A 12,556-nucleotide genomic window follows, 5' to 3' on the forward strand; every position below is an offset into this window, starting at 1 on the left:
TTTGGATGACCTGCCGTTCCTCTTCCGACAGGTGCGAATACACTTGACCCAAGGTGCAACATCCTTTCACTGGTTATCTAGACAATCTCCAATCTAAAGGGTGTTGCACTTTCATTTAGACAGCGGGGGATGATTCGGATACGACTATGCGTCCCCGCAATCCGGTCAGGGGAGCGTAAGCAGGCCGGTGAACGTGAGCAGCATGCCGATGCAGCCGAGAAGAAGACTGAACCCTATGAGGAGGATGGTCAGATAGTAGAGCAGATCCCAGATGAATGTTTCGACCCGTCCTCGCGTGCGTCGGCTGGCGGCCGCGTAGTCGGCGAACGGGACGGCCAGCCGCTGGCAGATCCACGCGCACAGGAAGCCCGCGACCATAAGCTGCAGATGTCCGGTCAACGGCGAAGCATCCCCCGGATGAGCAGTCCCAATCCCAGTACCGGCAGGCCGATCAGAAGAACCGGCCATAGGATCAAGAGCGTCTGATGATCGTGTGTTCGCATGATCCGGAAGACCTCCTTTCAGTAAGGCGTCCTCCGGCTATGCGACGGTCAGTTCGCCCAATACCATGTCCAGAGTGGTTTCCGCCTCCGGAATCCGCTCCTCCACGGACTCCGTTCGCCCGTCATCCAACAGCCGTCGCAGCCACTGATCCCATGCGCGACGCCGACGATGCTCCTCGAAGCTCACATGCTTGCCCATGTCAGATCGCATGCGTCAGGAGAACAGGCGACCCATCACCCGGTCGATCTCATCCTCCATGCCCTGGAACGGCGCATACTCCCAGCGGGTCGCGTAATCCTCCCTCGTCTTCAGCAGGCTGCTCCCGTCGCCCCCATGCCGGCTCATCCACGTTTCGGCGCAGCGGGCGAGGATTTCCGTGGGCGCCATCCAATGATCCGCGTTCCCGCTCATCTGGGACTGGTCGACCGTCGCCTGATACCGGTCGATGATCGGTTTGAACTCCGGGTCGAGGCTCAGATCCCGCTCGCCAAGCGTGTGATCCAGATGGTGGAAGTATTCGTGCGTGAAGCTGTCCGGATGACGCGGGTCGACCGCAATGTTCAACGCATGCGGATGATACGTGCCGTACGCGTGATGACGGCCCGTATACCGGAATCGGAGCGTCGCCTCCTCTTTCTGCGAGGGGAGCAGATTCCGGTACTTTCCCCACTCTTGGGACAGGTCGGCGAATCGGGCGAGATCCACGTCGTCGTCGACTTCGATCCGGGTGAAATCCTCGGCGAACGTGCTCCGCCGTCCCGCCTCCACATGCTTCGGATCGGGGTTCCTCTTGTCCTGCCAGACGGTCGCGGACTTGGAATGTTCAAGCCGATGCTTCCACATGCGGTTCGCCATCACATTGCGTTCCGTGCCGAAAATATCATCCGCCGCCGCCCGGAATTCGCCGGCTTCGGGGAGCACGTCCAGCCACCGCCTGTAATGGGTGATCTGCCGGGTGAGCATGACCTTCGAATAGTTCGCCCCATCCAATCCGTCAAGACGCCGGAGCGCGTCATTCGCCCACGTGATCGCATCCTCCCGACTGTCCGGACAGTCGGGAAGATCCAGATGGAGGTCGTCGCAGGCGGCGCGGAACATGTTCCATCCCAACGGTCGGAAGACCGCCGACAGCGTGGAGTCACCCTTGAGAATCCGCTCCCCAAGGGTCTTATGATCCTTCCCGTCGCCCATCCGGTCGAGGATCACGTTTGCGGCCATGAGATCGCCCAGCGTGGTGGTGTCGGCTCCCAGACCGGTGTCTCGGAACAGGTAGCCGACCCGGTTCAGGGAGGCTTTCGGCGCGCCAAGAGAGACGAAGATGACGCGTTTCCCGTCGTCGGCCGCCCATGCCCTGAACTCGCAGCCGTTCTTCTCCGTGAGATACCGCAAATGCCGGTCCGCCTCCGGTCTGCCGCCCACGTAGGGCGTCGCGTCCGGCCAGACGGCTTTCACGTTCCGGTCGGCGAGGGATTCCAGATCCGTTTGTCGGCTGAGACCCTTGTACAGGTAGCGGGCAAGCTTGCGGCGAATATCCTCCGCATCATCCGTCTCATCCAAGGTCGGGGCCTTCAGCGTGCGATCCGGGTCCAATGGGAGCCGATCCTCCAACAGGGTGCTCATTCGACGGGATTCGTCGAACAATGGCATGCGGATATCCGCGTCCGTCGTCGCGTCGGCCTTCCCGTCATAATTGCCGGCGACCCTGGCGGGCAGTCCCTTCGGTTTGTGGCTCATGCCGTTCACATCGATGACCATGATCCGTCTCCTTCATCGTGTTCGAATGGTGGCGACTACAGATTGTCGCCGTGAATCGGGGGGATTCCCGCGCCCCAACGCCAAATATCCGCGGGATCGGGACCCGTATCCAGACCCCTGATACTGGAACGGATACCGAACCCGTTCGCATGAGCCAACTGGATGGCCGTCTCCCGCAATCCGCGCGCGCGAACCGCATGACGGATGATGACGCTCCTGCCGACCGGGGGAGGAGTGGGGCGAAAATCCGGTACGCCGATCGGACGTACTGATTCGAACGCGTGGGATAATCCCCGCCTGTTCGCCTCCGGTTCGAACACGTCATCCGGAATATCGTTCATGAAGTCCACGTAGGATCGCATGTCATCGCAGAGGGCGTCACGGAGCATCATGTAACAGCGGGTCTTCGACCGGCCGCGGAGCAGCCGTCTCTCCAGATCCCGAAAACCCCTGGTACGTCGGAATGATTCGCCCCTGTCGGGATTCCAGCCGTTCCTCTGCTCCTCCGACAGCATGGAGGCGAACGCGATGGGCGGAACATCATGTTCGGGAATGCCGGAGAAGATCGGATCCGGGCATGATGCAAGCCTAGGATGAAGCATGCCGTCGATGGTGGGCTCCTCGACCCGGCCGAAACGTTCCACCGCCCCGTATGTCATGTCAAAAATGCCGCGAATTCCCGGATCAAGCCGCTCCTTCAGGGTTTCAAGCATCCACTCCTCATCCTCGAAGGATACGAATTGATTCGCGCGCACCTCCCTCTGATCATGGGAGGTGATCATGGGGGAGGCGATATCCGCATCCGTATGCGCGGGATTGAGACTCCCGTCATACCGTCCGGCTCCCGCCTGCCCCCTGCCCTTGTGGCTCATGCCGTTGATGTCGACGACCATGATCGATCTCCCTGCCATCCCATTGAAAATGCTTTCCGTGACCGCTATGCGTGTTCCACGAGTTCGCAGGGTCGATGGCCGGTCGCATGATAGACGCGATCCGACCATGCGGGATGCCTGTCATGCCGGATCGCATCCATGACCTGCATCGCGTAGGATTCCCCCGGATCCTCGGCCAGTGCTCGCCCCGCCTTACTGCGGGCCGCTTCCGGGTCGCCTTCCAGCCAGTGAAGCATGCCCTGCAATCCCAATGCGGTCGGGGAGGGGCATGCGGCGAGCATGAGCATCGCCGTATGGAAGCGTGGCCGGTCTGGCGTCCACGTCGGATCATTCCACGCGCGTCCGATCCGCGCCCACGCGCCGGCCGCATCCATGCCGCGCATCCATTCGGACTTGCGGAAGCGTCCCGCTTCGGGCGTGAGTATGGTGGCCAGCAGCCCATCCGTGAACGAGGATGAGAGGAGACGCTCATCCAGACGATCCGAGAGCCTTTCATCCATCGGAATGCCCGTGTCCAGTGCGGTCATCCAATTCTCGGACAGATGAGCCGTTGATCGTCCCATAAGGAAACCCCCATTCCTTTTTCCATGTCATGGCCTGTCGTCCGATGGCATGCGTCGCATGGGACATGCAAGAGGAATGGGGGGGCGGGTTCGCTTCCGATTCGGAAGGGGCTGAACGGTGGGTCAGGCGTGGCGGCGGATGATTCCGGCCGTAGCGCCGATCACGCCGAGCAGCGTGGTGAGTCCGGCGATGACGCCCACGGTCGCGCCCGTGGATGCGAGATCCTGCGTGTCGGTGGAATCCTTGGTGTTCGTATCGGTCTTCGCGTCGGTCTTGGACTCGCAGGCAATGCCGTCATCGTCGCCGTCCAGCTTCTCGGAGTAGCCGGCTTCGCCGCGCTTCATGTCCGTGTAGCCTGCGGCCTTGGCGGCGTCGCAGTCGACGAATTCGACGGTCTTGTCCGCATCCGGCTTCGAGACATCATCCTTGCCGGTGTTGTCATTGCCGGTCGTCGCACCGCCGTTATTGTTGTCGGTCGGGGCGGCGTATCTGTCGAACGTGACCGTGCCCGCGCCCTCGACGCGGATCACATCGGTGGTCTTGACGGTCATGTGATCGACGGTCTTCCCATCCTTTCCGACGAACGTGATCTTCCCATCCTTGGCAACGGTGGCGGTGTACAGCACGTCCGTGTCGGCGATCACGCCCTTCGCGTCCATCCTGGAGCCGATGACGACCTTGCCTTCCGGCTTCTTCGCATCCGCGGCCTTCCAGGAGGCGGTCCAGTCGCCGGCGGGCATGTTCAGATCCTTGACGGTCTTGGACGCGGCTCCGGTGACTGTGAGCGTGACCTGCGTGGTCTGCTCCGGCTTCGTGTTGTTGTCGCCCGGCTTGTTCGTATCCGTGACGGAATCCTTCACCTGCTCCAAGTGGAGGACGCCGAGATCAGTGTCGCCGACCATGGTGATGAACGCGCCGGCCGGCAGGGTGATGGTCTTCTCCGTAATCGGCTTGGAACCATCCGCCGGCTTCCACCAGTCGGTTTCGACCTGGAACGACTCATACTTGGCCGTGTTGGACGGTCCGAACACGCCCTGCTTGTCGACCGTGGAGCCGGTGTACCAGCCGCCGTTCGCGGCTCCCAGCTGCTTCTTCGACTGGTCGGCGGTGTACGTGATCTTATAGGTGCCGGGTTTGACGCCGACATACTGGGTCTGCACCGTGTACGGGTTGTTCTTGCGATCCGTCGGGTTCATGGCGGTCGGAACATCCTTGTCGCTGTTGACGGCGACGATGCCCAGTGAACCGCCGAGCTTGGCGCCGGCCTGCGGGGGGACCTTGGACAGGTCGAAATCATACTTGACCGTGGTCTGGTTGTCGTTCTTGTCCGGCGTGGTCGGAGTGGTGGCGTCCTTGACCGGGGTGAGGGTGAAGTCGCCGAGCGCGTCACCGTCGGCCTTCGGGACGACGAGCACGTCGCCCGCCGTGAAGGTGATGTCCTGGGTCTTGCCGTCATCCAGCGTGCCTTGGACGGTCTTCGTGGAATCGTAGGAGATGACGCCATCCTTGTCGGCGGTCGCATTCTTGAGAATCGAATAATTGCCCTGCCTGGCCTGGGTCTTCGCGTCCGACACCTTGTAGGACAGCGTGTACCTGCCGGCCGTGAATCCGGTGAGACCGCCCGGCACGGTGTTCTTGTCCGGCTTCGGAACCGTATGGGTGGCGTCGGTCGCATACCAGCCGGACGTGGCCTCCAGACCCTTCTGGCTGATGACGATCGGCTTCACGGCAGTGTCGGTCTTGTCGGCGGTCGCGGATGCGATGGTCTGCGGGGCGAGATCATCCGCCATGGCGATCGCGGGCATGGTGAGCATCATGGGGCAGCCGAGAGTGGCGGCCAGGGCGATGGCGATGATGCGACGGGACTTCGAGTGTTCGGTGTGCAAAACCGGGTTCCTTCCTTCCAATGGCTCCCCGAACATGACCTCACGGGGATCGACGCGCATCTATGCGGCGTGGAGACGCATGCGGAATCATATGGTATATCTCTGCTGCAATCGGGGACGCTTCCGCACGGCATCGAAACCCAGCCCCGCACAGGCCCGACTATTGGAGCTACTCCCATTGGAATCGAAGGACATCACCGGCGATGAGAACCGGAAGCTCCACATCCTCGCCCGCAAGGGTCTCGCCATGCGCGACGAACACGGCACATGGATCAGCCTGGCCGACCCGGACGCATAGCCGCCGGAACATACAGGCAACCGGGAGACAGGGAGACGATCATGGCATGGATCGAACAGGCAACCATCTGGTACAACACGCAAAGCGTGTTCATCCAAGGTGCGATCACGCTGATCATCGGCATACTCGCCGCCATCATCATCTTCAAAATCGCGCTCGCCGTATTGAAGACCGTCATCCGCGCCGTCATCGCCGCGATCCTCGCATTCCTGCTGACGACCATCCCCGGCAACATGCTCCTCGCCCACGCGTACGACACGATCGACCGGACGATCGACAGCAGTATCAACATGTAGCAGGAGGTGACGCATGCCGTTCGCATGGACAAGAAGACCATCATCCCGAAGGCATGCGAAGACTGCCCGTACCGTGACCTGCATGAGCCGACCGCCCGTTTCGGCCCCGCATCACTGATTCATGAATCCCCGTGCGCATCCTGTCCGATGGTCCCCGCCTCATGGCGGCGGCGAATGCTCGAAAAGGAATGAGACCGTCTCCTCCTTGCCGTCTTGTCGCGGACGCATGGGCGTGCCGCCCAAAGACGACAAGGAGACGAACAATGAGCGGCATCACCATCACACGAGAACACGTCACCCCGCAGATCGCGGCGGAAATGCTCACGCACAACACGAACAACAGGAACATCCGCCCCACACGAATCGACGTGTATGTGACGGACATGCTCAACGGCGACTGGCAGGACAACGGCGACCCGATCCGCTTCGACAGGAACGGCCGACTGCTTGACGGTCAGCATCGCCTCACCGCACTCGTCAAAGCCGGCGTCTCCCTTGACATGTGGGTCGCGCGCGGATTGGAACCGGATTCGCAGAGAACCATGGATATCGGAGCCAATCGATCCTTCGCGGATTATCTGAAATTCCGAGGGGAAAGCAACGTGAGGAATCTGGCCTGTCTGGCAACCGGTGATGCGAAATGGAACATTCTGCAGCCTTCGGCGGCATTTAGTTCCGGGTGGAAGACCGTATTGTCTCGCAATCAGATCATCGACTGGTTCGATCGGCATGCGGATGTGATCCGCGAAACCGCATTGAGAACGAAATCGTTTGTCTTCCGAACCGGATATCTCATGCCATACAGCGCCATCGGAACACTGTATCTGAACATGTCCCGCATCGATTCCGATGACACGGACGATTTCTTCGACCGTCTCATTACGGGTAGTGGCCTGGAGGAGGGACATCCGATCCTCACGCTGAAGAACACGCTGATCAAGGCGAAGGCGCAGAGCGGCAACGGTCTGAACACGACCAGCCGTTACAAGGCGGCGATCACGATCAAGGCGTGGAACAAGTACCGTCGCGGCGAATCCTGCCAGACCCTCTACTGGCATCCGAGCGGATCGAAGCCCGAAGCGTTCCCCACCCCGATCTGACCCGTAACAATCCGGTTCACACGGCGGCCCGTTCCCGTTCGATCATGCGCGCATACGAGTCGAACAGGAACGGCCGCCGCATCGGTCGGGTGAGGGTCGGCTAGACTGCGGGGGAGGCGGACTCCAATGCGAGCGTGGCCCGATACTCCTCGGCATCCGGTTCGACCTTGAATTCAACGACGGCGACATTACGCTCACGGAGCCTGTCCAGCACCTCCTGCGGGGTGACACGGAAGAACTCCTTGCGCGCATTGACCTTGTTGACGCGTCTCGCCTCGAAATCATGATGCAGGGCGGTCTCCAAACCCACGGCATCCTCGGAGAAGAACAGGGCATGAACGTCGAACTGGAAGGGAACGCTCGCACTGGACAGCTCCCTGATACGATCCAGCGGATCAAGACGGCGGGTCATGCCGATCTTGACGACGCCCTCCCCGAACGCGCCGATGTCGGAAATAACGTACACGTATCCGGCGCGCGTGTTCGCCGCACGATAATCCGCATCCTCGATGGATCTGTCGATCGTCTCCAGCTTCGTCTCCAGTTCCGCGGCCTTCACCTCGTCGCCGCTGGACTTCATCGTGGCGAGGACTGTCGCGTAATGCTCACGCTCCTTGCGCAGCTTCGCGGCCTGCGCCTCCAATTCCTTCTGGGCCTTCGCCTGTTCGCGCAGCTCGTCGCGGCGGGCCTTCTCTGCCTCCTTCTCCGCCTTCAGGGCCTGCATGTACTTGGCGGTCAGGGTCAGCTCCTCCTCGCGGAGCTTCCTGTAGTCCGCGTCAATGCTTAGGGAGATCATCCGGCCGAAGCGTTCGATCCTGTCGGCGCAGCGACGGAGCCGTTTGATGGAGGTCTCCAGATTCCCGGCCCTGACACCCTTGACGCAGTTCTCCGCCTCCGCGTTGTACAGTCCCAGAGCCATGTCCTTCATGTCCTTGATGAAGCGGCTTCCTTGGGCCGTGGAACCGTTGAACGTGAAGCCCGTGTTCACCGCCAGCACCGCCCTCTGATTGCGGATCATCCGCTTCTGGGATTCACGGTTCCTCGCCAGCTCATCACCCAGGGACACCGAATTCATGGCGGGATTGTCGTAATCATAGAAGCCCGCATCCTGCAATTCGTCGGAGCGATGCAGGTCGAGAATCCGCTTCCCGAGTTCCGCGATCTGGTTCTCCAAATCCAACCGCTCGTTCCGCAGCCGGTTCCTCTCCGTTTCGGCGGATTGCCGGTTACGGTCGATTTCCGAAGTCAGCCGCTCCAGTTCACGCCGTCTGGAATCGACATCCTTCAAGCCGGATTCGGCGACCAGTGCTTCCAGTCGATTGTTCTCGGAGAGCAGTTGACTGATCAGCTTCCTGCGGCCGAACAGGGGGATGCGGGTATTGGAGGTCGTTGATGTTGTGGCCGAGTGCCGTCCCATGTCAGCCCTCCTTCCCGATCAGACGCGCGTAGGATGCGAACAGCAATGCCAGACGCGCATCATCGTCATCCTTCAGCCACCTGTCCGCGCCGAACGCGACATCCGCAACCCTGTCCAACGTCTCATGCGCATGGCGCAGATCGGCGGGCATGAACCTCGGATCGTAAAGATCGGCCAGGGTCGAGTCCGGATACTTGGCGCGCACATCGAGAATGGTCCCGCCGGCGGCGATGAGCTTCGCCTTCACGTCGTCGTCCAGCTTCGGAAGCGGCAGGTTGTTCCAGACGACGGTGTTGCTGAACCGGCATCCGGCATCTCCCAGATAGCCGCCGACGGTTTTCTGCCATGTCATGAACATGCGGGACTCGATGACGGCGAACTGGAGGCCGTCGGGGTCGAGGACGCTGAAGCAGGCGTTGGTCACGATGTCGGTGGCTGGCCTCCAGTCGCAGGTCATATACTCGCGTCCCACGGTGAAGTGGCGGGGGATGGCGAGGTAGTCGGTAGTCGGCTGCTGGATGTATTCGAACAGCCAGGGGGTCTTCGCGGCCTCGCGGGTTTCCTTCTTGATACTGGCCTCACGGAATCGACGGCATCGATCCAGACGTTCGGAGATGAGCGGACTGCGTCGCATTTCACCCGGTTCGGCATCCGCGAGCCAGAGACACCAGCGCTTCCGTCCGCGGATAAGCTCCTTCGCACCTACGAGAGGACGCAGATACTTCGCCGCCGTCGAATCCTTCCTGAAGGTATCGATGTCCTTCTCGGTAATGATGAGAGCTCCATCGTCCTTGGCGTAGCTGCCCACCCTAGGTGTGGTCAGGGTGGGGGAGAGCGGTGCGAAGCGCGCCTTGACGAACACGTCCACCCCGTCGGCGAGGTATGCGTTGATGTGGTCGACTGGGCGCGCGTCGTTCCCGTCGTAAAGCAGATGGCTTCCGTTGCCGCGGGTCATTCCGGCGACGATGACGGCCACGGCGGCGCCGTGATTCGACTGACTCTCCCAGGGGAATTGATGGCGGGCGAAGCGGATGGACCAGCCCTTGTCGCGCAGCGGCTCGAATAGTGCGGGGACGGGACGCCCCTGACAGATGCTGCTGGTGGAGACGAAAGCGAACTCGCCGTCCGGATTCGTCAGGTAGTCGCCGGCCTTCATCCACCACGCCGCGCAGTAATCCATATATCCGTCGTAGGTGGGGCCGATTGCGGCCTTCAGTTCGGCGGTCTGCTCATGCGAGCGGCCGTCGTGCCCCAGGAACGGCGGGTTGCCGATCACGTAATCGCAATCCGATCCGGACAGTACGGTGTTCCAGTCGACGCGGAGCGCGTTTCCCTGCAGGATCGTCCCCTCATCCGACAGGGGGAGCCGGTCGACCGGCAGGCCGATGATCGACTCAGTTTCGGATGCCATCTGCTGTTCCGCGATCCACAGTGCGGTGCGGGCCACGCAGACCGCGAAGTCGTTGATCTCGATTCCGTGGAACTGCTTCAGGGAGACGAGGATCGGCTCGAGACCGGGCAACGCGATCTGCCCGCCGTACCGGGCCTTCAACGCGGTGTTCTCCAGGCGACGAAGGCTGAGATACGTTTCCGTGAGAAAATTCCCGCTCCCCGCAGCGGGGTCAAGGAAGTTCAGGCTGGCGAGCCGCTGCCGGTACGCGTCCAGCCGGTTCATGCGCGCACGATGCCCGAGCTTCCCATCCTTGAGAATCCCATCCAGCTCCTCCTGCAGCATGTCGAGGAACAGGGGGTCGATGACGCGGTGGATGTTCTCCACGCTCGTGTAATGCATGCCGCCGCGTCGGCGTTCGTCGTGACTGAGCGTCTCCTCCATGAGACTGCCGAACACGACCGGGCTGATATCCGACCAGTCGAAATCCAGACACTCCAACAGCAGCCGGTATGCGGCATCGTCGAACAGCGGGATCTCCACCCGGTTCGAGAACAGGCCCCCATCCACGTACGGGAACGCCTTCAGCTCGTCCGTGAGATACGGGTCCCGATCCGCGACCGGCGTCTCCAATACGTCCAGCAGGTCGAGGAGCGCGGCGCGGAGATGCTGCGCGTCACGGGCCTTCACGTAGTCGGTGAACGGATGATCCATGGCGCCGAGCACATGCGCATCCTGCGCGTACATGAGGAACACGAGCCGCACCGTCAGCACGGCGAGATCATGATGCGATTGTTCCCCATGATCCTTATATAAAGACCAGAGCGCATCGTGGAGTCGGGCGACGAGACGGCTCGCCTCCACGCTCAACGATCTGCGCGACCGGATTCCGCCCCCATGCAGCAGGGAGACAAGCCTGTCCGCATGGGCCGCATATTCCGCGAGCATGATCGTCTCCGGCCCGCCCTTGCACAGCGGATCCGAATCCGTGTCCCAGACGAGCAGCCGGTCGAACATGCACACGCCCAGCCAACGCGGCCTTGACAGGAGCGGAATCGCGTTCGCGTAGTCCAACGCCTGACGGATCGGCGTCTTCAGTACGCCCTGACGCGGCTCCGGCTTCAACGGGTCCACGCCCAAAGACTTCTGCTCGACCAATAGGCTCGCTTCGGGAATCCACACGTCCGCATACCCGTTCGACGCGACACGGGTCTCGAACCGGATCATGCCGGTCGGATCCGTCGCGCCGACCGCGGTCAACAGATCGATCCAGTAGCGTTGCGTGTCCTGCCGCTCATCCCCGTGCCCCGCCCATTTGCGGGCGAACGAGTCCAGTCGGAGGGCGATGTTCTTTAGCGAGGTCGAATCCGTCATGCGGATACGTATGCGCCGAACCGCAGGGCGCGGATGAACGCCGACCGGTCAGGAGGGGAACATCCCGAGGGAATCCGGATCCCCTCATCCCGACCTGTGTTCTCCGTCAGTTTCTTTGGATGAGAATCCGCGTGAACTGGATGCTCCCGTCGACGACCGCATGCCCGTAATCGTAACGGGACGCTCCATCCTTCAGCTTGCCCACCAGCCTCCACCCATGGGAGGGAAGATCATGGTCGAGGATCGTCATGGGCACGCCTATCAGCCCATCGTAATCATTCGGCAGCAGCGACAGGGACGGCACGTCGATCGCGTCAACCCCGTCATACCTGCGATACCCGTCCGGATCATACGGGACCCCTTTGGGGAACTTCACCAGTTCCGGCCGGTCGGGATGGAGCGTGGTGATCCAGCGGATGCCGGGCACGCGAATCCTTTTCACCCCATCCACGACCATGCACCCATCCGTCTCCAAACCGTAATCGTCCGGCACGTTGAACCATTCCGCACCGGAATGGATACGCGTGCCGATCCGAAGCCGATCCTCCACGACCAGGGGAAACACCTGCGAATAGGCGAGCATGTTCAAATGTCCAAGACAGAGCAGATCGCATCCGGCGCGCAGAACCGTCGTGAGATAGTTACGGAACAGGCTGAACGGCGGATTGCCGACCACCAGATCCGTCTCCTCCAACAGTCGGAACGCCTCCGGGGTGTCGAACGAACCGGACCCGGACAACACCGTCCGATCGAAGCATCGCGCGATCGGATTCCAATCCCAGCGTATCCCACGCTCATCCGGGTGGAACAGATCCGGCTCATGGTATTCAAGCCCGATCAGCGAGGCCAGACCATACTCCTCGTACCGGTCGGAAAGGAATCGCATGAAAGCGGACGAGGGCCCGTCGTTCGACACGCATGCCACATGCCTTCCGTGGAATGATCCCCGATAGTCGGGGAGGGTCCTTTCCACGGTTTCGGGCAGCGTGTAGAACTCGTCCGCACGCGCCCGATTCGCCTTCTTCAACCATCTGTTGTCACGGTGAGCCATGCGGGAGCGTATGCGTCAACGCGATGCA

11 protein-coding genes are annotated in these 12,556 nt (G+C 61.5%); 2 read left to right on the top strand and 9 right to left on the bottom strand.

Annotated elements, in window-relative coordinates; translation table 11 throughout:
* Nucleotides 1-165: 165 nt before the first annotated feature.
* The 6 genes from JS541_RS07785 to JS541_RS07810 form a co-directional block, all read right to left on the bottom strand.
* Nucleotides 166-399: a hypothetical protein gene (locus JS541_RS07785; RefSeq protein ID WP_214373898.1), complete on the bottom strand. Its 234-nt coding sequence runs from the start codon at nucleotides 397-399 to the stop codon at nucleotides 166-168.
* A gap of 141 nt (nucleotides 400-540) precedes the next feature.
* Nucleotides 541-702, bottom strand: coding sequence for a hypothetical protein (locus JS541_RS07790; protein ID WP_214373899.1), 162 nt, complete (start codon nucleotides 700-702; stop codon nucleotides 541-543).
* A 15-nt stretch (nucleotides 703-717) separates the two neighbouring features.
* On the bottom strand, nucleotides 718-2,259 hold the full coding sequence (locus JS541_RS07795) for a hypothetical protein (protein ID WP_214373900.1): 1,542 nt from the start codon (nucleotides 2,257-2,259) through the stop codon (nucleotides 718-720).
* 35 nt (nucleotides 2,260-2,294) lie between these two features.
* Nucleotides 2,295-3,152: a hypothetical protein gene (locus JS541_RS07800; RefSeq protein ID WP_214373901.1), complete on the bottom strand. Its 858-nt coding sequence runs from the start codon at nucleotides 3,150-3,152 to the stop codon at nucleotides 2,295-2,297.
* A 44-nt stretch (nucleotides 3,153-3,196) separates the two neighbouring features.
* On the bottom strand, nucleotides 3,197-3,715 hold the full coding sequence (locus tag JS541_RS07805; RefSeq protein ID WP_214373902.1) for a hypothetical protein: 519 nt from the start codon (nucleotides 3,713-3,715) through the stop codon (nucleotides 3,197-3,199).
* Nucleotides 3,716-3,838: 123 nt separating this feature from the next.
* Entirely contained in the window at nucleotides 3,839-5,602 is a 1,764-nt protein-coding gene (locus JS541_RS07810; protein WP_214373903.1) for an excalibur calcium-binding domain-containing protein, read from the bottom strand.
* A 339-nt stretch (nucleotides 5,603-5,941) separates the two neighbouring features.
* On the opposite strand from JS541_RS07810, the gene JS541_RS07815 reads away from it, so the two are divergent.
* Together JS541_RS07815 and JS541_RS07820 are read left to right on the top strand one after the other, a co-directional pair.
* A complete protein-coding gene (locus JS541_RS07815) occupies nucleotides 5,942-6,196 on the top strand; it encodes a hypothetical protein (RefSeq protein WP_214373904.1) in 255 nt (84 codons plus the stop codon).
* A gap of 263 nt (nucleotides 6,197-6,459) precedes the next feature.
* Entirely contained in the window at nucleotides 6,460-7,296 is an 837-nt protein-coding gene (locus JS541_RS07820) for a hypothetical protein (protein WP_214373905.1), read from the top strand.
* Between the two features lie 100 nt (nucleotides 7,297-7,396).
* Here the strand turns inward: JS541_RS07820 and JS541_RS07825 are convergent, their stop codons facing one another.
* The 3 genes from JS541_RS07825 to JS541_RS07835 all read right to left on the bottom strand — a co-directional run bounded on the left by JS541_RS07825 (nucleotide 7,397) and on the right by JS541_RS07835 (nucleotide 12,528).
* On the bottom strand, nucleotides 7,397-8,713 hold the full coding sequence (locus JS541_RS07825) for a DUF4041 domain-containing protein (RefSeq protein WP_214373906.1): 1,317 nt from the start codon (nucleotides 8,711-8,713) through the stop codon (nucleotides 7,397-7,399).
* A 1-nt stretch (nucleotide 8,714) separates the two neighbouring features.
* Nucleotides 8,715-11,477, bottom strand: a complete 2,763-nt coding sequence (locus JS541_RS14790) for a DNA methyltransferase (RefSeq protein ID WP_240539284.1) — start codon at nucleotides 11,475-11,477, stop codon at nucleotides 8,715-8,717.
* 106 nt (nucleotides 11,478-11,583) lie between these two features.
* Nucleotides 11,584-12,528 (bottom strand): adenine-specific methyltransferase EcoRI family protein, encoded by a 945-nt coding sequence (locus JS541_RS07835; protein ID WP_214373907.1) that lies wholly within the window; start codon nucleotides 12,526-12,528, stop codon nucleotides 11,584-11,586.
* Nucleotides 12,529-12,556 lie beyond the last annotated feature (28 nt).

The sequence above is a fragment of the Bifidobacterium sp. SO1 genome, assembly GCF_018555335.1.
GTDB lineage: Bacteria > Actinomycetota > Actinomycetes > Actinomycetales > Bifidobacteriaceae > Bifidobacterium > Bifidobacterium simiiventris.

Coding starts and splice junctions, on each gene's coding strand:
- JS541_RS07790 (WP_214373899.1), bottom strand. CDS start 702: ATGGGCAAGCATGTGAGCTTCGAGGAGCATCGTCGGCGTCGCGCATGG.
- JS541_RS07795 (WP_214373900.1), bottom strand. CDS start 2,259: ATGGTCATCGATGTGAACGGCATGAGCCACAAACCGAAGGGACTGCCC.
- JS541_RS07800 (WP_214373901.1), bottom strand. CDS start 3,152: ATGGTCGTCGACATCAACGGCATGAGCCACAAGGGCAGGGGGCAGGCG.
- JS541_RS07805 (WP_214373902.1), bottom strand. CDS start 3,715: ATGGGACGATCAACGGCTCATCTGTCCGAGAATTGGATGACCGCACTG.
- JS541_RS07815 (WP_214373904.1), top strand. CDS start 5,942: ATGGCATGGATCGAACAGGCAACCATCTGGTACAACACGCAAAGCGTG.
- JS541_RS07820 (WP_214373905.1), top strand. CDS start 6,460: ATGAGCGGCATCACCATCACACGAGAACACGTCACCCCGCAGATCGCG.
- JS541_RS07825 (WP_214373906.1), bottom strand. CDS start 8,713: ATGGGACGGCACTCGGCCACAACATCAACGACCTCCAATACCCGCATC.
- JS541_RS14790 (WP_240539284.1), bottom strand. CDS start 11,477: ATGACGGATTCGACCTCGCTAAAGAACATCGCCCTCCGACTGGACTCG.
- JS541_RS07835 (WP_214373907.1), bottom strand. CDS start 12,528: ATGGCTCACCGTGACAACAGATGGTTGAAGAAGGCGAATCGGGCGCGT.